A 17,060-nucleotide genomic window follows, 5' to 3' on the forward strand; every position below is an offset into this window, starting at 1 on the left:
GCCGGACTTCACTCGCCATCCTCCTTCAACTTCCGTTGAAGGGTGCGGCGGCTGATGCCGAGAAGCTCGGCTGCCCGCGTCCGGTTGCCCGCGGCTTCCGCCAAGGCTGCGCGGATGGCGCTGGTTTCGAGCGCATGCAAGTTGAATTCCCCGGGAGCGGCAAGGGCGATTTTCCCGGGCTCCGGCGGGGTCGCGGGGCGCGGGGCCGGAGCGGAAATGGCCGGCGCTTCGCCGAGGATCGTCGCTGGCAGGTGGTGGAGGTCGATCACCGGATCATTGCTCATCACCACCCCGTGCTCGATCGCCGTCCGCAGTTCCCGGACGTTGCCCGGCCACGGGTAGGCGCGGAGGTGGCGCAGGGCCTGGTCGCTCAGTGGCTTCACCGGTCGGCCGTTCTCCTCGGCGAACTCCTTGAGGAAGGCCCCGGTCAGCAGCACGATGTCCTCGGCCCGGTCGCGGAGGGGCGGCATCTCGATCCGCACCACGTTGAGCCGGAAGTACAAGTCCTCGCGGAAATCGCCGCTGGCGACCATCGCGGCGAGGTTCTTGTTGGTGGCGGCGACGAGGCGGACATCGACTTTCACCGGGGTGTTGGAGCCGACCCGCTCGATCGTCCGCTCGGACAGGGCGCGCAGCAGCTTCACCTGGATCGACGCGTCGATCTCGCCGATTTCGTCGAGGAACAGGGTGCCGCCGTCGGCTTGTTCGAAGCGTCCGATCCGGCGCTGGGACGCTCCGGTGAACGATCCCTTTTCGTGGCCGAACAGCTCGCTTTCGAGGATTTGGGGGGAAAGGGCGGCGCAGTGGACGATCACCAGCTTTTCCTCCGGCCGGCCGCTCAGGCGGTGGATGGCGTGGGCAACGACCTCCTTGCCGGTGCCGCTTTCGCCCTCGATCAGGACGGTGGCGCGGGTCGGGGCGACCTGCTTGACGACGTTGATGACCTGTTGGATCGCCGGCGACTTGCCGGCGAGGCGCTCGAGGCCGGGCGAGTCGGTGATTTGCTCGCGCAGCTGGCGGTTTTCCGACTCCAGCTTGCGGCTGCGCAGGGCGCGCTTGAGCAGCATTTCCACCTCGTCGAGGTTGAGCGGCTTGGTGACGAAGTGCCAGGCGCCGCGGCGCATCGCTTCCACCGCCGTGTCGACCGAGCCGTAGGCGGTCATCATGATCGCGACCGGCGGGGACGGCAGTGACAGTGCCTGATCGAGCAGGTCCATTCCCGAGTCGCCGCCCATTCGCAGGTCGGTCAGCAGGAGGTCGATCGGATCGGATTTCAAAACCGACATGGCCTCCGCGACGTTCGCCGCCGTGTAGACGTCGAATTCTTCCTCAAGCGCCGACCGCAGTCCTTCGCGGGTGGCCTTCTCGTCGTCGGCGATGAGCAGGGTGGGGGTCATGGGGATTGGAGATTGAAGATGGCGAATCGAGTATTGTTAGAATGGGTGATGTGTCGCAACTGACTAATAATCAATTTACAAACATCAATGCTCAATCAATGTCGATCACGTCCGGTTTGGCTTCGAGGAGACGGACGGGTTTGGGGCCGCGGGGCAGGTGAATCAGGATGCGGGTGCCGGCGCCGGGTTCGCTCTGGATTTCGATCTCCCCGCCGTGCTCGCGCACCACGCGGCGGACGATCAGGAGGCCGAGGCCCGTACCGCTTTGCTTGGTCGTGCGATACGGCTCGAACAACGAGCCCATCTGTTCCGGCGGGATGCCGGTGCCGTTGTCCTCGATCGAAAGGGTGGCCTCGAAATCGTTCGCGTGGGCGGCGATGCGAATCACTCCGTCCTTGCCGCCGATCGCCTGGAAGGCGTTGCGGATCAGGTTGTAAAAGACCTGGTGAAATTGGCCGGAATCCAGCTCCAGCACCGGAAAGTCCTCGTCGAGGTCGAGTTCCACGGCGATCCCCCGCGACTCGAGCTCCGGTTCCAAAAGGCGCAGGGCGTCCTGCAGGACCCGGGTCAGGACACAGTGCTCGCGGTGCGGGGTGGTCGGCCGGACGGCCTGCAGGAACTGCTTGAGGATGGTATCGAGCCGCTGGATTTCGTTGCGCGCGGTCGTCAGGTGTTCCTGCAGCGGCGCGCGGTCGCCGGGCGGCAGCTTGCGCAGCTTGCGGGACATCAGCTGGAGGTGGATGTCGAGCGAGTTGAGCGGGTTGCCGATTTCATGCGCCACGCCGGCGGCGAGCAGGGTCAGGGCGTTGAGGCGCTCCGACTCGAGGGTCTGTTCGGCCTCCTGGCGGGTGATGGTCAGGTCGCGCACCAGCATCACCCAGCCGAGGGGTTCCTCGCCGGCGGGTTCCGAGGTGATCGGCGACAGGTAGAAATTCAGGAAGCGGTTCTCGGGGTAGAAGATCTCGAGGTCCCGCGACACCGACTTGCCGGGCTTGGCCAGCGACTTCCATTCCAGGCCGGGAACCCGCGAGGTCAGCGGCGTCCCGGGGGCTTCATCGGCATCGATGCCGAAAAAGCGGCACGCGGCGTCGTTGATGAAGGTGATCTTGCCCTCCTCGTCGAGCACGATGACGCCTTCGTGGAGGGCCTCGAAGACCTGCTCGAGGAAGCCCTTTTCCCGCACCAGGCGGTCGAGGAGTTGGCGCGCTTCGGCCGGGTCGATGCGGTCGATCCGGGCCAGCAATTTGTCGAGGAAGCCGGGTTTCAATGTGTTCGCGCCCGCCTTTCGGGGCGCGACAGAATGGCGCGGCTACTGCCGAAAGGCAAGTGGCAGGCGGAAAGGAATCAGCGCGACTCAAGCTGGGCCTTCATTTGCAGCGCGGGCACGTAGCCGGGGTCGCGGGCGAGGGCGGATTGCAGGGCCTTGAGCGCCGCGTCCCGTTGGCCGAGCCGGGCGTGGATCGTCGCGCGGGCATACGGGGCGCCGGGGTCGAGCGGGTTGAGTTCCTCGGCGCGTTGCAGGGCCGCGATCGCGTCGGCGGCCTTGCCTTGGCCCGACAGCAGCAGGCCGAGGTTGTAGTGGGCGCGGGCGAAATCCGGATTGAGGGCGACCGTTTGCCGCAGGCGCTCCTCGGCCTTGGCGGTGTCGCCGAGTTCGGCATAGCCGAGGGCGGCGAGGTAGGGGATTTCCGAGTTTTCGGGGTCGAGCCCGGCGGCATCGTCGAGCCAACGCACCGACTCCGGGGTGCGGCCGACCCCGCCGAGGAAGACCGCGAAGTCGCGGCGTGGCGCGGCCGACGACTGGTCCCACTCGATGGCGCGCTTGAACCACTTTTCCGCGCCGGCGATGTCCCGCCGGATCACGGCGAGGCGTGCCATCCGCATCGCTCCGCCCGGCTGGTCCGACTGATGGCGGGCGATTTCCTCGGCTTCCTTCACCGCCGGATGGTCGGCGGGCAGGCGGTCGAGCGCGCCCCAAGCGGCTTCGAAGCGGACCGACTTCATCGGGTCGGCGAGCAATTTGTCGACCACCGGCTGGCGGTCGCCGCGGCGACTGAGGATGAAGGCGGCGGCCGAGCGCGCGACGGGATCGGCGTCGCTGGCGGCCCGTTCGGCCCGCAAGGCGACGCGTTCGTCGGCGATCCAGCCTTCCATCAGCCGCAGCAAGGTCGCCTTCCACGCACCGATTTGCTCGTTGTCGAAGGCCGCGAGCAGGGCGTCCAGCGAGCCGTGTCCATTCTGGGCCGCGGCGATGGCGCGGGTGCGGGCGCGGGCCGGCGTGTTCATCTTGTCGCCATACCACTCATCGACCTTGGCGATCTGCCAGTCGAGGCCCTTGTCGGAGTGGCAGTCGTTGCAGGCGTTGGGGGTGCCGAGCTCCTTGGTCAAAAGCGGGTCGGGACTCGGGAAGCGGTGGTCGCTGCGCGGGTCGCGGCCCATGTAGGTTTTCTTCGGCATGTGGCAGTCAACACAGCGGCTGCCGGGGGTGCCGGCGTCGTGGAAAGTGTGCTTGGCGGGCTCGATCACGATCGCCTCGTTGGCGCCGGTGGCGTGGCACTGCATGCACAGCGCGTTGCTTTCCACCGCCTCCCGGCCACCCAGCGGCTCGGCCTTGTGGGGATCGTGGCAATGGGTGCAGCTGATTCCCTTGTGGCCCATCCGCGACAGCTGGAGGGAGGTGAAATTGTAGTCCTCGTCGATCTGCTGGCCGTCCGGGTGCCACAGCCCCGGTTGGCTGGGCAGGGCGAGCTGATAGTGGTCGAAGAAGGAGTCGCCCGGCAGAAAGTTCTCGTCCAGCTCCTCGCGGCGGGCGTGGCAGGTGGCGCAGGTGTGCGACCACTCGACCGGGGTGAATTTCCTCGCTGGGTCGATGACGCACTCGCCGGTGCCGTGGTTCTCGCGTGACGGCCCGTGGCATTGGGCGCAGCCGACGCCCTGCTCGACCCACTTCGTGTGGTAGGCGTCCTGCTCGCTGTCGTAGCCCTTCTTCAGGTCGGTGAAGTGGCAATAGGCGCACTGGCTGTTCCAGTTCATCCCGCGCCGCGTCCAGTGGCCCCATTCGTGCGGCCGGCGGTTCTGGTCGCCGTAAATGCTGTACCAATCCTCCTTGGCCGGGTCCCAGGCCATGTCGGGCACCTGGTAGCGGCCCTTGCCGACATCGACGAGGTACTGGACCAGCGGTTCGTAGCCGATCGCCATCGGCGGCTTGCCCTCGATCGGTTTCGCTTTCTTGTCCGCCAGGTCCTCCCAGCGGATCTCAGGAGCCGCCGCGCCGCCGCTGAACTTCCAGGACGCGTCGCCGACCTGAAGTTCGAGCTCCGCGAAAGCCGCGGCATCGGCCGGGGCGCCGATGTCGCGATGGGCGAGGGCGTGGTGCGAGCCCTTCCATTCCTCGGCGGCCTTTTGATGGCAATCGAGGCACTCCGAAGAGGGCGCTTTGACCACCTGACGCTCGGCGGCCGGCGGAGCGGCTGGAGTCGCGGCCGTCTTCGGGGTCTCCTTCTTCCCGCAAGCCGCGAGGGCGGCGTAAGCACCCGCTGCCAGCAACCAACCCCGCGATTTCCAAGTCATGGCCAAGGGATCTAGCAGAGAATCCGGGGCTACGTCCAAGGTTCTCGTCGAGGCGTCTTCATCTGCCGCGTGGTTCGCCTCTTCCATCGACACTTCCCGCGGCGGGGTGCAGCCTGCGGCATGGATTCGCCCGTGGTCGTGCTCTGCACCTTTCCCGACGTCGAGGTAGCCCGCCGGGTCGCCGGGGAGCTGGTGACACGCCGGCTGGCGGCTTGCGTCAACCTCGTCCCCGGCGTCGAATCCATCTACCGATGGGAGGGCGAGGTTGAACGGTCGGGCGAGGTGCTCGGCCTGATCAAGACGACCTGCTACCCCGAGCTTGAGGCCGGGCTGAAAGAGCTCCATCCCTACGAAGTGCCCGAAATCGTCGCCTTGCCGGTGGGCGCGGGATTGCCCGCCTACCTGGCGTGGCTCGGGGAAAGCTGCGGCAACGCTTAGCCCCGGCGCGCTAGCGCTCGATCGTGAAGCCCTTCACGCCCTCGAGCGGCGGGATGTTCTTCACGTGCATGCCCTTGATGTGGTGGGCCAGCGTCGATTCCTCGGCGATCTCCTGGATGAATGCTTCCACTTCCCCGGTCTCGCCCATGACTTCCATTTCGACGGTGCCGTCGGGGAGGTTCTTGACCGTTCCGCAGACCTCGAAGCCCTTGGCAATGTCCTTGGTCTGGTAGCGGAAACCCACGCCTTGCACGCGGCCTTCGAAAATCACACGTCGGGCGGTCATCTCGGCGAACGATGCCGCTGCCCCGGGCCGGGCTCAAGGCGCAATTGGCAGGGCTCCGGCCGGCCGGTTTCAGGGAAACTCAAGCGCGCCGTAGCTGGACACGCCGTCGAGGAACATCTGCACCGCCACCAGGATCAGCAGCAGGCCCATCAGGCGCTCGAGGGCGCGGGTGCCCTTGGTGCCGACCAGCTTCAGCAGCCAGGGTGAAGCGAGCAGGATCAGCGACGAGGCGAGCCAGGCTCCGATCACTGCCGCCGCGACCATGCCAAGCTCCGCGGGATGTTTCGACGCAGTCAGCAGGATCAGGGCGATGCTCGAGGGACCGGCGATCATCGGCACGGCCAGCGGAACGATGAACGGTTCGGCATCGTCGGGTTCGCCCAACACGGAGCGGGTGGGGAAGACCATGCCGAGGGCGATCAGAAACAGCAGGATGCCGCCGGAGATGCTGAGTGTGGCGGGGCGCACGCCGAGGAAACCGAGCAGGAACTTCCCGAGGAACAGGAAGAACAGCAGGATGGCCAGGGCGATGAGGAGCTCCCGGACCAGCACCGCCCGGCGCCGCGGCTCCGGGACTTTTAAAAGCACGGAGTGGAAGATCGCGGCGTTGCCGAAGGGGTCGAGCACCAGGAAGAGGGTGATGGCGAGCGGGAGGAGGTTCATTCGTCGCGTGGGTCGGGGTCGCCGCGCTGGGGGATCGAAGGACCTCCGGTCGACGCCTGGCGGAGTTTGAGCAAGGTGTTGCGTTCGATGACGATCACGCCCTTGCGGACGGGGTAGGTGGCGCGGATGTAGGAGAGATCGGTGATCTCGAGCTTGTCCCAGCGGCCTCGGAGCAGGTTGATGCGACCATTTTCGATGGTCGACTTCTGCTCGGACCCACCGCGGCGGAGGGTGATTTCGAACGTCTCCGGAACGTGCCCGGCGTCGTCGACAAAACGGATTTCGGTGCGCAAGGGGCCGATGTAGAATGCGACACCGGCAGCGATCGCGACCAGCACCAGCGGCACGGGCCAGCGACCTGTGCGGCGCCGGGGCGGCGAGGCTGGCAGTGGTGGCGGCGCTTGGTCCGGCAGCGGTGGCGGCAGATCCATCAGGGCACTTGGTTGAGGAGCCGGACCCGATCCGGGGCGGGCCGCAGCACGGTGAGCTTGCGGCCTTCCGGCGTTTCGATGGCGGCACCGACGGCCGGGACCTCATCCCCGCCGGACACCGCGGACAGGAGGTCGCAGGCGGCCGCGGCAAAGGCGTCCGCATTCTCCGCAGAATCGAAGCGGACGTCCCAGATCAAGTGCTGGTCGGTGTCGCTGGTGGCGGAGAGACGATACTTGTCGCCGCGCCAGCCGTCGGCGAGGGCGGTGAACTCGTCGCCGAGCGGCTCGAGCCAAAGCCGGATGCCGAGCATGCCGGCGGACTCTTCGAGCAGCGTGCTGCCGGGGCTTTCCGGGAGTTCGGGCGGTGCGGCCGCCAGTGTTTCGTGACCGGGGAAGAAACCGGCGGTGATGGCGGGGGGGAGATGCAGGGATTCGGCGAGCTTGCCCTGATCCATCAGGCGGCCGGCCAGCGGCAGGCCCCGCAGCGAGGGGAAGGTCGCGAGCCCGCGCACGAAGGGCGAAAGGTTGGCCAGCAGCTCCTTGGCATCGGTGTTTTCCTGCAGGGCGGTGAAGCCGTTGCCGAGCGCCTGGCGGGCGAGGTAGCGGTTTTCGACGGTCATCGCCGCGCCGTGGTGGAGGGCCTCGCGGGCGGCGGCCGCTTCGTCGCCTGGCCAGCCCGGAGGCGGCGGGTAGTGCTGATGGAGGAGGATCCGGGCGAGCGCGCGGATCAGCGCGGCCTGGTCCGGGATGGAGCCGGGATCGAAGCGATCGGTCACCCAGGCTTCCCCGGTCTGGTCATCGAACCACGAGCGGGCCCCCACCGCCTTGGTGGCGGCGAGCTGGGCGGCGAAGCGGTCATCGGCATTCAACAGCCCCATGAGAACCCACGCCTGCTGGCGGGAGTCGAGGCCGTGGGGGCCGTAGCGGGCTTCGATCGAGGCAACGATGCGGTCGCGGAGCTCCTCGCCGGCGATCCGGTGAACCTGCGGGGTGCTACGGAAATCGAGGCCGAGCGACGATTCGACGAAGTCGATCAAGGCCGGCTCCACCTTGACCTCGCCGCCGCCCTGGGCGAGCGAACGCAGGCTCTCGTTCTCGCGGCGGAGCAGTTCGAGCTCGTTCTCAAGGGCGATGATCTTGCCTTCGCGGTCCTCCGCGCCGGCCGCCAGCGAAGCTGAGCGCCACTGCAATCCCTGGAGCCAGCCGGCGGCAGCGAGGGCGCCGCCGAGCAACCACGGCAGGAGTTTTTCCGGGCGCATGATAGCAGGGGATCAGCGTTCTTCCGGAGCTTTTCCTTGGTCGAGCAGGTCGAGGACCGCCAAGGACGGGCCATAAAGGTCGGCCAGCGGGAAGCCGGGGAGCGTTTCGATCGTGGCGGGAGCCTTGAGGGCTCCGTCGGGACCGTACTGGTAAATGAAGCGGCGAACCGGGATCTCACGGCCGGTTTTGGGGTCGGTCTGCCTCACGCGGGCGTCGAAGATCTGCTCCTCGACGAGCTTGCCATGGGTTGAACCGGGACGCGGGTTGTAGCCGAAGCGGCTTTTGAAAAGGAGTTCGCCATCGGAGTCGAAGATCCGGTTCGCTAGCGGCTTGCCCGTGGGGCTGAGGCGGAAAACGACCTTGTGATGAAGCTTGCCGTCCGGGCCGTTGATTTCCTTCACGACCTCCTGCGGCTGGTCGTTGGAAGACGTGGCTTCGGGCGGATCAGCGGAGACGACCGTGCCCGGGCCATCCGTCCCCGCGGATGGAGAGGGCCGGAGGAGAATCCCCGCGACCACCAAAAGCGCCAGGAGCGCTGCCGCGATGTATCCGAGTGGCTTCCGAGGTGCTCGCATGGGTGGAACCAATCAGCGTTCTCCGACCGGCTTGGAGCGCGGGTTCACCGGGGCACTTTCGGGCGTCTGGCCGTCGAAGGGATCGAACTCGAGCGCGGACGGTCCGAAAACGTCGTCGGCGGTCTTGCCGGGGATCGTGGTGATCGCGATCGGCGCCTGACGGTTGCCCTGGGCGTCATAGGTGTAGAGGAAGCGGCGGACCGGCATCTCCTTGCCGGTCTTCGGGTCGGTGCGCTTGACCCGGGCATCGAACATCTGCTCCTCGACCAGCTTGCCGTAGGTGAGGCCGGGCTTGGGATCGTAGCCATAGCGGGACTTGAAGAGGCGGGTGCCCTTGCCGTCGAAGATGTCGCAGGTCAGCGGGTTTCCCTGCACGCTGAGGCGGTAGACGGTGGTGAGGCGCAGCGAGTGGTCGGGGCCTTTGGTCTTCTTGGTGATGACCCGCATGTCTTGGGTCCGGGAGAATTCCTCGTAGGAGCCGTCCTTGTTCCGCTTGATGCTGGCGTAGGGGCCTTTGACTTCCAGGCCGGGGACATCGGCGCCGGCGACGCCGATCAGCAGGGCCGCGGCGGTGACGAGGGTTCGGATCTTCATGAAGCGGACATTAGGACTTGGCCGACGGGCCGGCAAGTGGCCATTTCCGGCCCGTCATGTGGTGGAAAACGGCGCGTGCCCGGTTGGATCTCAGCCGCCGGGGGATGATCATGGGGATTCTCAATGTGACGCCGGATTCCTTTTCCGACGGGGGACGGCACGCCGGCGTGGAGGCGGCGCTGGCCCACGCCCGGCGGATGATCGGCGAGGGGGCGGGAATCATCGACATCGGCGGGGAATCGACCCGTCCCGGGGCGGAGGACGTGCCGGCGGGCGAGGAGATCGCCCGCACCCGGCCGGTGGTCGAGGCCCTGCGGGCGGAATGGGACGGCTGCCTGTCGATCGACACGATGAAGGCGGAAGTCGCCGCGGCGGCGCTGGCGGCGGGGGCGGACATCGTCAATGACGTCAGCGGCCTGACCGCCGACCCGGCGATGGCCGGGCTCTGTGCGGAGAGCGGTTGCGGGGTGGTGGTGATGCACATGCAGGGCGATCCGCGGACGATGCAGCTGGCGCCGCACTACGAGGACGTGGTCGGGGAGGTGAGGGGTTTCTTTGCCGAACGGCTGGACGCGTTGACCGCAGCCGGGATCGATCCGGAGACCCTCTGCTTCGACCCCGGCATCGGTTTCGGCAAGACGGTGGATCACAACCTCGCCCTGCTCCGGGCCTTGCCGGACCTCGCGCCGCACGACCGGCCGCTGCTGCTTGGCGTGTCGCGGAAATCGTTCATCGGCAGGGTCCTCGGCAGCACCGATCTCGCCGACCGGACCTGGCCGACCGTGGCCATCACCGCTTGGGCGCGCGAAGCCGGCGTCCGCATCCACCGGGTCCACGACGTCCGGCCGAATGCGGAAGCGCTGCGGATGACCGAGGCGATTCTCGGGGCGGGGTGATGGTGATTTTTCGATGAATAGACGGCAGCGGGGCTACGTCGGAGGACCAGAACGAGATGAAAGCCATTTCCCTCAAAGCCTTTGCCGTCCTGGTCGCCCTCGCCGGCTGCTCCTGCATGACCACCTACGATGCCTACGGGCGTCCGGTGCAAACGGTCGACCCCGGTGCGGCGGCGGTCGGAATCGCCGCCGCGGGGCTGGTCGGATACGCGATCGGCCAGAACAACGATCACCACCACTACCACGGCGGCTACTACCGGCGCCCCTATTACGGGCCCTATTGCTACTGAACCGACCGGTGATTTTTCCCGGACCGGCGAATGCGGATGACAGTTCGGTTTGGCGGGGCGTAGTATCGACGGCGGGATGGTTTGGGAATTTATCAGTGACCACTGGCGCGATGCGATCGAGATCCTCATTCTCTCGGTTGCGATCTATCAGATCTTCCGGGCCTTCAGGGCGACCCGCGGGGCGCGGATCCTGGTGGGCCTGGTGGTCATTCTGGTGGCGATCACGCTGCTGCTGCGGCTGTTCGAGTTCGAGGTCATCACCTGGCTGATCACACGCGCGGCCCTTTTGATGGTCTTCGCGGTGCCGATCATCTTCCAGCCGGAGCTGCGCAACGCTCTGGCGAAATTGGGCAGCAGCCGGCTGTTCTCCTTCACCAACAAGAGCCAGCTCGACTTCCTGGAAACCTTCGACGACGCGGTCGTGGCGCTGTCGAAGAAACGGATCGGCGCCCTGTTCGCGATCGAGCGCGACATCGCGCTGAAGCCGTATGAGGAAACCGGTGTCGCGCTGAACGCCGACTTTTCCCCGGAGCTGGCGATGACCGTGTTTTTCCCGAAGACGCCGCTGCACGACGGCGGGATGGTGATTTCCAACAAGAAGGTGACCACCGCGGCCTGCGTGTTCCCGGTCAGCCAGCGCGAGCTCAGCGACCGCTCGATCGGCCTGCGGCACCGCGCGGCGATCGGCCTGACCGAAGAGGCGGACTGTGTGGCGGTGATCGTCAGCGAGGAAACCGGCTCGATTTCGATTTGCATGGAGGGCAAGCTCGAGCGGAACCTCGGCGAGGAGAAATTCCGCGCGCGGATGGCCGAAATCTTCCTTTCCGGCGAAGACAACCATGAGAAAAGCGTTTCGAAAGAACCTGATCCCGAAGATCGTGTCGCTGCTTCTGGCGACAGCGATCTGGTTTCTGATTAGGGAGCACCTGCGCGAGCAAGGCGAGTGGGGGAGTGCCGGCAAGCCGCCGAAGGCGATTGTCGTGCCCGAGGACGAAGGGCCTTGACCCGCAACCGGCGGCGCGCCACGGCTGCGCCGTGAGCTATTTCGTCACTGGAACCGACACCGGGGTGGGCAAGACCCGCTTCAGTTGCCTCCTGCTGGAAGCCCTGCAAGCCGAGGGTATCGATGCCGCCGGGTTCAAGCCGGTGTGCTGCGGCGACCGCGACGACGCCACTTTGCTGGCGGCGGCCTCGGGCGGGTTGGATCCGGAGGAGGTGAATCCGGTGTGGTTGAAAGCCGCCGTGGCTCCGCTGGTCGCGGGCATGCTGGAGAACCGCCCGGTCGATCCGGCCGCGCTGCGCTCGGCTTTCGAGGCTTTCGCCGCGAAGCACCGGACGGTCATCGTGGAAGGAGCCGGGGGCTGGCGGGTGCCGTTGGCGGAGAACTACGACATGGCGGATCTGGCGGCCGACCTCGCGCTGCCGGTGATTTTGGTCGTCGGCAACCGCCTCGGGGCCTTGAACCATACGATCCTCACCGTCGATGCCATCCGTTCGCGGGGCCTTGAGGTGGCGGGCCTGGTCATCAATCACCTCGAGGACGAACTCGACACCGCGGCGATCACCAACAAGGGCATCATCGAGCAGCTCACCGGGGTGCCGATCCTCGCCGAAATCATCCACGGCCAGGACTTCCTCGACGTGGAGCCGTTCATGCCGGCGTCCTGAGGCTCGCACCTGCCGGCGATTTTTTCCGCTGTTATCGGCCGCCGGCTATGGTTTCTTCCCGCCGTCATGGCACTTCCCTCGCCCACGCTTCCCGACGCCACCGGCCATTTCGGCAAATTCGGCGGCATGTTCGTGCCCGAAACCCTGATGGCGCCGCTGCAGGAGCTGTCGGTCGCCTACGATGCCGCGCGCAAGGACCCGGCGTTCCAGGCCGAACTCGATGACCTGCTGAAGAACTACGTCGGCCGTCCGACCCCGCTCTACTTCGCCGAGCGCTGGACGGAGAAGCTCGGCGGCGCGAAGATCTACCTGAAGCGCGAGGACTTGCTCCACACCGGGGCGCACAAGATCAACAACGCGATCGGGCAAATCCTGCTGGCCAAGCGCCTCGGCAAGAAGCGGATCATCGCCGAGACCGGCGCCGGCCAGCACGGCGTTGCCACCGCCACCGTCTGCGCGCGCTTCGGCATGGAGTGCGTGGTCTACATGGGCAAGGTCGACATGGAGCGGCAGGCCCTGAACGTCGCCCGGATGCAGTTGATGGGGGCCGAGGTCCGCGCCGTCACCGCCGGCCAGGCGACCCTCAAGGAGGCGGTCAACGAGGCGATGCGCGACTGGGTGGCAACCGTCGACCACACCCACTACATCCTCGGCTCCGCGCTCGGGTCGCATCCGTTCCCGATGATGGTGCGCGATTTCCACCGCGTGATCGGGCTCGAAGCCCGCGAGCAGATCCTGGAGAAAGAAGGCCGCCTGCCCGACCTGCTGGTGGCTTGCGTCGGCGGCGGATCGAACGCGATCGGCCTGTTCCATCCTTTCCTCCAGGATGAAAACGTCCGGATGGTCGGCGTCGAAGCCGGCGGACTCGGCATTCTCCCCGAGAAACACGCGGCCCGCTTCCAGGGCGGCAAGCTGGGCGTGCTGCAAGGCACCAAGACCTGGCTGCTGGCCAACGAGGACGGTCAGATCGAACTCACCCATTCAGTGTCCGCCGGCCTCGACTACGCGGCGATCGGCCCGGAGCACGCCCACCTCCAGGACATCGGCCGGGTGGAATACACCTACGCCACCGACGACGAGGCGCTCGCCGCCTTCAAGGAGCTGGCCCACACCGAGGGCATCCTCCCGGCCTTGGAGAGCTCCCACGCCATGGCTTACGTGTCGAAGATCGCCGGCAGCTTGCCGAAGGATTCCATCCTGATCGCCAACCTCTCGGGTCGCGGCGACAAGGACGTCGAGCAGGCAGCGAAGTACCTGCTCGGCGGCGTCTGACGGCGCTGGCTCCGGCCGGCACCGCTACTTCTTCCACCAGTCGGCCTGCCTCTCCCACGGTTCCGTGGCGACCGGGGCGGCCGGCGGCTTGGCGGTGTCCTCGTCCTCACGAAGCTCTTCGAGAAGCCTGTCGACTTCCGTCGGCCGGGCCTTGCCGCTGCGGAAAATGGTGGCCAGCAGCAGCGCGACGGTGCCGAGGCTGAGAATCAGGATGAGGATGAGCACCATTGTCATCGCGAAGCCGTCCGCCGCATTGACCGCTCCGATGACCATGGTTCCTCAGGGTTCCACGATCCGCCGCATCGGGATCATGTTGGAATACTCGAAGCCGTTCTTGCGGAAGAAATTCTGCGACTCCGCGCTGATCTTGTCGGTGAGCAGGGTGATGCGCTTGAAATCCTTCTGGCGGGCGAACTCGATCACGTGGTCGACCAACATCGAGCCGTAGCCCTGGCCCCGGTGGTCGGGGTGCACGATCACGTCCTCCATCAGGATCACGAAGCCGCCCATGGCGGTGGAAATCGTGAACAGCAGGTTCACCATGCCGATGATCTTCGTCTCATTGCGGACCACGAAGATGCGGCCGCGGCTCGGTTGTTCGAGGATCAGCGCCAGGCCGCGGTGCTGGAGCTCGCGGTCGGGGGAGAAATCGTCGGAACCGGCCATCAGGTCGACCACCAGTTCAGTCAGGGCAGGGAGGTCTTCGATGGTGGCCGTTTCCACTTTCGGCCGGTTTCCCGCCCTGATCTGAGTCTCCGTGACACCGTTCATATCCGCGGCAGCGTGGCACGGGCGGCGGGGGGCGGCACGATATTTCCAGTGCATCGTTTAAAAAATTCGTCGAATTGGCGAATCTGGTGCATTGACAAGCCGGGGCTTGCTCCTAGAGTGCGCGCCCGCCCGGGCCGGAACGAATAGGTTTCGCTGCGGGCGCCAGAAACGACCTTTTCCCGAAACCGCCATGAAACGCACCTTCCAGCCATCCAAGCGCACCCGCAAGAATCAACACGGATTCCGCGCCCGCATGGCCACCAAGTCCGGCCGCGACATCATCCGTCGCCGCCGCCAGAAGGGTCGCAAGCGTCTCATCCCCAAGGGCGCCGAACTCAAGTTCGACCGCCACACCACCCAGCACGGGGTCTGATCTTCACTGCGCGCCGCGCCCGGCCCATGCGCCTCCCGCGGAAGCACAGCATGTCGAAGCGCGCGGATTTCTCCCGCGCCCGGAAAGACGGCCAGGCGAAAGCCGGCCGTTTTGTCGTACTCAGCACCCTCGCGGATCCCGCCTTGCCCCACCTCAAGGTGGCGTTCATCACCACCCGCAAGGTGGGAAAGGCCCACGACCGCAACTTGATCCGCCGCCGTTTGCGGTCGATCGTGCAGCGTCACGGCCACCGCTTGCTCGATCCCAAGCGCCTGCTGGTCACCATCCCGCGTCCCGGCTCGGCGGCCGCCAGCTTCGGCGACCTGGAGGCCGACTGGCTGAAGCAGGCCAGGCGGCTCGGGCTGTTGGAAAATCCGCGTTGATTCATAGCACGCAACTTTCACGACAAAGCGGAAACTCCCGCACCGAATCCGCGTGAAACTCCTCATCCGCCTGGTCATCCGCTTCTACCAGAAGTTCCTCAATCCCGTGCTCAAGGCGCTCGGCGGGCCGAACTCGGGGTGCCGCTTCCAACCCACCTGCTCCAACTACTTCCTGCAGGCGGTCGAGACCCACGGGTCGCTCCGCGGCTCATGGCTGGGGGTCTGCCGGATTTTCCGCTGTCATCCTTGGGGCGGCTACGGTTATGACCCCGTCCCGCCGAAACGGGGGGACACGCCCGGGGTCTCCCGCGGTTCCGCCGGGCCGGACACCTGACGCGGTACCTTTTCTCTCTCAATCAATCACATGTACGACCGCAAGACTTGGATTGTCGTGATCGCCTGCAGCATCTTGCTGGCGGTCAACGTCTACTTCACCCCGAAAAAGCCGCCGGCTCCGGTGGGGAAGGACGAGGTTGCCGAATCCTCCGGCACGCCGCCGGAGACCGGTGACAAGCCCGGTTCGCTGAAGGTCGAGGAGCCCGACACCCAGGTGGTCGAGGTCACCTCGAAACTCGAAACCTCCGAAGCGATCTTCACCTTCACCAACATCGGCGGCGGCTTGAAGACCGCCGAGATGAAGGGCGCCAAGCCCGGTGCCGAGGGGCCGGTGCAGCTCAACCGCCACGGTGCCAGCGCCATCGGCGCGATCGCCAACGGCCCCGACCGGATCGAGGGCATCGCCTATGAGTTCGTCCCGGAGGAGTCGGTCGACGGGAAGTCGGTCGTTTTCCGCGGTCGCCTGCCGGCCGGACTGGTTGCCAAGAAGACCTGGTCGCTGGTCGACGGTGCCGAACCCGGGGCACCCTACCGGCTTGATCTCAAGGTGCAGCTGGAGAACGCCACCGAGAACACGCTGAATCTCGATAGCTTCAGCCTCTTCCTCGGTTCGGCAACGCCGCTGGAACTCAACGAGCGGGGCGAGCAGACCGGTGCCGTCCTGCGCAACGACGGCGAGTTCTCGCTGACGTCTCCCAACGCCTTCGACAAGGGCTGGTTCGGTTTAAAGAAGGCTCAGGACACGATCACTCAACCCGCCGGCAAGGCGGAGTATGCGGGCGTCGCCAACCAGTTCTTCGCCACCGTGATCAAGCCGTCCGAGCCGGGCGAGTCCCTGCTCTGGAGCAAGACCGGCTCGGTCACGCTGAAGCCGGGGAGCCAGCCTTTGAGGTCGATCCGTGCCGGCCTCCGCCTGCCGGCGGTGGTGCTGTCCCCGGGTGAGCAGCGCGGGATTTCCTATCAGGTCTTCACCGGACCCAAGCAGAACGGCGTGCTGCGCAAGATGGGCGAGGATTGGGGCGATCTGATGAACTACGGGATGTTCAGTCCCTTCAGCCGCTTCATGAACTGGTCGCTGTGGTGGATCCACGCCGGCCTGGCGAAGATCTCCGGCACGTGGGCCTGGGGTCTGTCGATCATCGTCCTGACCATCCTCCTGCGCACCGCGATCTGGCCGCTCTACAACCGCTCCAACCGGACGATGAAGCGGATGGCCAAGCTCAAGCCGGAGATGGACAAGCTGAAGGAGAAGTATCCGGACGATCCGCAGAAGATGAACCAGGAGATGATGAAGCTCTACCGGACGTACGGGATCAACCCGCTCGGTGGCTGTCTCCCGATGTTCGCCCAGCTGCCGATCTTCTTCGGCTTCTACTCGATGCTTATGCACGCGGTGGAGATGCGCGGCCAGGAATTCCTCTGGGTCCATGACCTCGCACTGCCCGACACGATCTTCAGCCTGGGGGGCATCCCGATCAACCCGCTGCCGATCGTCATGGCGATCACCAGCTTCCTGCAAATGGCGATGATGCCGAACACTGGCGGCGACAAGACCCAGATGATGGTGATGAAGCTGATGCCGTTCTTCTTCCTCTTTATCTGCTACAACTTCGCTGCCGCGCTGGCGCTCTACTGGACCACCTCGAACATCTTCTCGATCTTCCAGACCTGGCTGAGCAATCGCCTGCCCGAGCCGGAGCTCAAGAGCAAGCCGGGCAAGAACGGCAAGAGCTGGGTCGAGCGGATGGCCGAGAAGGCCGACCAGGCCCAGCGCATGCGCCAGGCCCAGGGCCGGGTGATCGACCCGAAGGAAGGTGGCGCCGGCAAGAAGCGCCCGCCGCGGACCGGCGGCTGAGC

General features: G+C 66.2%; 21 protein-coding genes. 10 read left to right on the forward strand and 11 right to left on the reverse strand.

Annotation, left to right across the window (positions count from 1 at the left end):
* Positions 1 to 8 precede the first annotated feature (8 nt).
* The 3 genes from IG178_RS01500 to IG178_RS01510 all read right to left on the reverse strand — a co-directional run bounded on the left by IG178_RS01500 (position 9) and on the right by IG178_RS01510 (position 4,967).
* A complete protein-coding gene (locus IG178_RS01500; RefSeq protein ID WP_193210723.1) occupies positions 9 to 1,397 on the reverse strand; it encodes a sigma-54-dependent transcriptional regulator in 1,389 nt (462 codons plus the stop codon).
* 91 nt (positions 1,398 to 1,488) lie between these two features.
* Positions 1,489 to 2,664 carry a sensor histidine kinase gene (locus IG178_RS01505; RefSeq protein WP_193210724.1) on the reverse strand — a complete coding sequence of 392 codons (1,176 nt, stop codon included), beginning with the start codon at positions 2,662 to 2,664 and terminating at the stop codon, positions 1,489 to 1,491.
* Between the two features lie 77 nt (positions 2,665 to 2,741).
* Positions 2,742 to 4,967 carry an ammonia-forming cytochrome c nitrite reductase subunit c552 gene (locus tag IG178_RS01510; RefSeq protein WP_193210725.1) on the reverse strand — a complete coding sequence of 742 codons (2,226 nt, stop codon included), beginning with the start codon at positions 4,965 to 4,967 and terminating at the stop codon, positions 2,742 to 2,744.
* Positions 4,968 to 5,087: 120 nt separating this feature from the next.
* Between IG178_RS01510 and cutA the strand changes: the two genes are divergently transcribed.
* Positions 5,088 to 5,405 carry a divalent-cation tolerance protein CutA gene (gene cutA, locus IG178_RS01515; RefSeq protein ID WP_193210726.1) on the forward strand — a complete coding sequence of 106 codons (318 nt, stop codon included), beginning with the start codon at positions 5,088 to 5,090 and terminating at the stop codon, positions 5,403 to 5,405.
* 10 nt (positions 5,406 to 5,415) lie between these two features.
* On the opposite strand, the gene IG178_RS01520 is transcribed toward cutA, so the two are convergent.
* The 6 genes from IG178_RS01520 to IG178_RS01545 form a co-directional block, all read right to left on the reverse strand.
* Complete coding sequence (locus tag IG178_RS01520) at positions 5,416 to 5,691, reverse strand: acylphosphatase (protein WP_193210727.1); 276 nt, start codon at positions 5,689 to 5,691, stop codon at positions 5,416 to 5,418.
* A 69-nt stretch (positions 5,692 to 5,760) separates the two neighbouring features.
* Positions 5,761 to 6,354, reverse strand: a complete 594-nt coding sequence (locus IG178_RS01525) for a MarC family protein (RefSeq protein WP_193210728.1) — start codon at positions 6,352 to 6,354, stop codon at positions 5,761 to 5,763.
* On the reverse strand, positions 6,351 to 6,785 hold the full coding sequence (locus IG178_RS01530; RefSeq protein ID WP_193210729.1) for a hypothetical protein: 435 nt from the start codon (positions 6,783 to 6,785) through the stop codon (positions 6,351 to 6,353). Before IG178_RS01530 ends, IG178_RS01525 begins: the two co-directional genes overlap by 4 nt.
* Positions 6,785 to 8,044 (reverse strand): hypothetical protein, encoded by a 1,260-nt coding sequence (locus IG178_RS01535; RefSeq protein WP_193210730.1) that lies wholly within the window; start codon positions 8,042 to 8,044, stop codon positions 6,785 to 6,787. The genes IG178_RS01530 and IG178_RS01535 overlap by 1 nt, the downstream gene beginning before the upstream one ends.
* Before the next feature lie 12 nt (positions 8,045 to 8,056).
* Positions 8,057 to 8,620 (reverse strand): hypothetical protein, encoded by a 564-nt coding sequence (locus IG178_RS01540; RefSeq protein WP_193210731.1) that lies wholly within the window; start codon positions 8,618 to 8,620, stop codon positions 8,057 to 8,059.
* 12 nt (positions 8,621 to 8,632) lie between these two features.
* Complete coding sequence (locus tag IG178_RS01545; RefSeq protein WP_193210732.1) at positions 8,633 to 9,214, reverse strand: hypothetical protein; 582 nt, start codon at positions 9,212 to 9,214, stop codon at positions 8,633 to 8,635.
* Positions 9,215 to 9,324: 110 nt separating this feature from the next.
* On the opposite strand from IG178_RS01545, the gene folP reads away from it, so the two are divergent.
* The 5 genes from folP to trpB all read left to right on the forward strand — a co-directional run bounded on the left by folP (position 9,325) and on the right by trpB (position 13,340).
* Positions 9,325 to 10,110, forward strand: a complete 786-nt coding sequence (gene folP, locus IG178_RS01550; RefSeq protein WP_226894621.1) for a dihydropteroate synthase — start codon at positions 9,325 to 9,327, stop codon at positions 10,108 to 10,110.
* Positions 10,111 to 10,166: 56 nt separating this feature from the next.
* A complete protein-coding gene (locus IG178_RS01555) occupies positions 10,167 to 10,400 on the forward strand; it encodes a hypothetical protein (protein ID WP_193210734.1) in 234 nt (77 codons plus the stop codon).
* 76 nt (positions 10,401 to 10,476) lie between these two features.
* Positions 10,477 to 11,319, forward strand: a complete 843-nt coding sequence (gene cdaA / locus IG178_RS01560) for a diadenylate cyclase CdaA (protein WP_193210735.1) — start codon at positions 10,477 to 10,479, stop codon at positions 11,317 to 11,319.
* Positions 11,320 to 11,435: 116 nt separating this feature from the next.
* Positions 11,436 to 12,068 carry a dethiobiotin synthase gene (gene bioD / locus IG178_RS01565; protein WP_193210736.1) on the forward strand — a complete coding sequence of 211 codons (633 nt, stop codon included), beginning with the start codon at positions 11,436 to 11,438 and terminating at the stop codon, positions 12,066 to 12,068.
* Positions 12,069 to 12,134: 66 nt separating this feature from the next.
* Positions 12,135 to 13,340: a tryptophan synthase subunit beta gene (gene trpB, locus IG178_RS01570; protein ID WP_193210737.1), complete on the forward strand. Its 1,206-nt coding sequence runs from the start codon at positions 12,135 to 12,137 to the stop codon at positions 13,338 to 13,340.
* A 24-nt stretch (positions 13,341 to 13,364) separates the two neighbouring features.
* On the opposite strand, the gene IG178_RS01575 is transcribed toward trpB, so the two are convergent.
* Together IG178_RS01575 and IG178_RS01580 are read right to left on the reverse strand one after the other, a co-directional pair.
* Positions 13,365 to 13,613, reverse strand: a complete 249-nt coding sequence (locus IG178_RS01575; protein ID WP_193210738.1) for a hypothetical protein — start codon at positions 13,611 to 13,613, stop codon at positions 13,365 to 13,367.
* A 6-nt stretch (positions 13,614 to 13,619) separates the two neighbouring features.
* Positions 13,620 to 14,063: a GNAT family N-acetyltransferase gene (locus tag IG178_RS01580; protein WP_343225909.1), complete on the reverse strand. Its 444-nt coding sequence runs from the start codon at positions 14,061 to 14,063 to the stop codon at positions 13,620 to 13,622.
* Between the two features lie 238 nt (positions 14,064 to 14,301).
* Here IG178_RS01580 and rpmH point away from each other — a divergent pair, with 238 nt between their 5' ends.
* Genes rpmH through yidC form a run of 4 tightly spaced genes read left to right on the forward strand, consistent with a single transcriptional unit; the run spans position 14,302 to position 17,058 of the window.
* A complete protein-coding gene (gene rpmH / locus IG178_RS01585) occupies positions 14,302 to 14,484 on the forward strand; it encodes a 50S ribosomal protein L34 (protein WP_193210740.1) in 183 nt (60 codons plus the stop codon).
* A gap of 26 nt (positions 14,485 to 14,510) precedes the next feature.
* The gene (gene rnpA, locus IG178_RS01590) at positions 14,511 to 14,867 is read left to right on the forward strand and encodes a ribonuclease P protein component (protein WP_193210741.1); all 357 of its coding nucleotides are present in this window, start codon (positions 14,511 to 14,513) and stop codon (positions 14,865 to 14,867) included.
* A 52-nt stretch (positions 14,868 to 14,919) separates the two neighbouring features.
* Positions 14,920 to 15,201, forward strand: a complete 282-nt coding sequence (yidD, locus tag IG178_RS01595; protein ID WP_193210742.1) for a membrane protein insertion efficiency factor YidD — start codon at positions 14,920 to 14,922, stop codon at positions 15,199 to 15,201.
* Between the two features lie 30 nt (positions 15,202 to 15,231).
* Positions 15,232 to 17,058: a membrane protein insertase YidC gene (yidC, locus tag IG178_RS01600; protein WP_193210743.1), complete on the forward strand. Its 1,827-nt coding sequence runs from the start codon at positions 15,232 to 15,234 to the stop codon at positions 17,056 to 17,058.
* Positions 17,059 to 17,060 lie beyond the last annotated feature (2 nt).

Source organism: Neoluteolibacter marinus (assembly GCF_014904755.1).
Classification (GTDB): domain Bacteria; phylum Verrucomicrobiota; class Verrucomicrobiia; order Verrucomicrobiales; family Akkermansiaceae; genus Haloferula; species Haloferula marina.

What these genes read in the sequence shown, in the direction of transcription:
- IG178_RS01500 (WP_193210723.1), bottom strand. Translation starts at nt 1,397, where the DNA reads ATGACCCCCACCCTGCTCATCGCCGACGACGAGAAGGCCACCCGCGAA.
- IG178_RS01510 (WP_193210725.1), bottom strand. Translation starts at nt 4,967, where the DNA reads ATGACTTGGAAATCGCGGGGTTGGTTGCTGGCAGCGGGTGCTTACGCC.
- cutA (WP_193210726.1), top strand. Translation starts at nt 5,088, where the DNA reads ATGGATTCGCCCGTGGTCGTGCTCTGCACCTTTCCCGACGTCGAGGTA.
- IG178_RS01520 (WP_193210727.1), bottom strand. Translation starts at nt 5,691, where the DNA reads ATGACCGCCCGACGTGTGATTTTCGAAGGCCGCGTGCAAGGCGTGGGT.
- IG178_RS01525 (WP_193210728.1), bottom strand. Translation starts at nt 6,354, where the DNA reads ATGAACCTCCTCCCGCTCGCCATCACCCTCTTCCTGGTGCTCGACCCC.
- IG178_RS01530 (WP_193210729.1), bottom strand. Translation starts at nt 6,785, where the DNA reads ATGGATCTGCCGCCACCGCTGCCGGACCAAGCGCCGCCACCACTGCCA.
- IG178_RS01535 (WP_193210730.1), bottom strand. Translation starts at nt 8,044, where the DNA reads ATGCGCCCGGAAAAACTCCTGCCGTGGTTGCTCGGCGGCGCCCTCGCT.
- IG178_RS01540 (WP_193210731.1), bottom strand. Translation starts at nt 8,620, where the DNA reads ATGCGAGCACCTCGGAAGCCACTCGGATACATCGCGGCAGCGCTCCTG.
- IG178_RS01545 (WP_193210732.1), bottom strand. Translation starts at nt 9,214, where the DNA reads ATGAAGATCCGAACCCTCGTCACCGCCGCGGCCCTGCTGATCGGCGTC.
- folP (WP_226894621.1), top strand. Translation starts at nt 9,325, where the DNA reads ATGGGGATTCTCAATGTGACGCCGGATTCCTTTTCCGACGGGGGACGG.
- IG178_RS01555 (WP_193210734.1), top strand. Translation starts at nt 10,167, where the DNA reads ATGAAAGCCATTTCCCTCAAAGCCTTTGCCGTCCTGGTCGCCCTCGCC.
- cdaA (WP_193210735.1), top strand. Translation starts at nt 10,477, where the DNA reads ATGGTTTGGGAATTTATCAGTGACCACTGGCGCGATGCGATCGAGATC.
- trpB (WP_193210737.1), top strand. Translation starts at nt 12,135, where the DNA reads ATGGCACTTCCCTCGCCCACGCTTCCCGACGCCACCGGCCATTTCGGC.
- IG178_RS01575 (WP_193210738.1), bottom strand. Translation starts at nt 13,613, where the DNA reads ATGGTCATCGGAGCGGTCAATGCGGCGGACGGCTTCGCGATGACAATG.
- rpmH (WP_193210740.1), top strand. Translation starts at nt 14,302, where the DNA reads ATGAAACGCACCTTCCAGCCATCCAAGCGCACCCGCAAGAATCAACAC.
- rnpA (WP_193210741.1), top strand. Translation starts at nt 14,511, where the DNA reads ATGCGCCTCCCGCGGAAGCACAGCATGTCGAAGCGCGCGGATTTCTCC.
- yidC (WP_193210743.1), top strand. Translation starts at nt 15,232, where the DNA reads ATGTACGACCGCAAGACTTGGATTGTCGTGATCGCCTGCAGCATCTTG.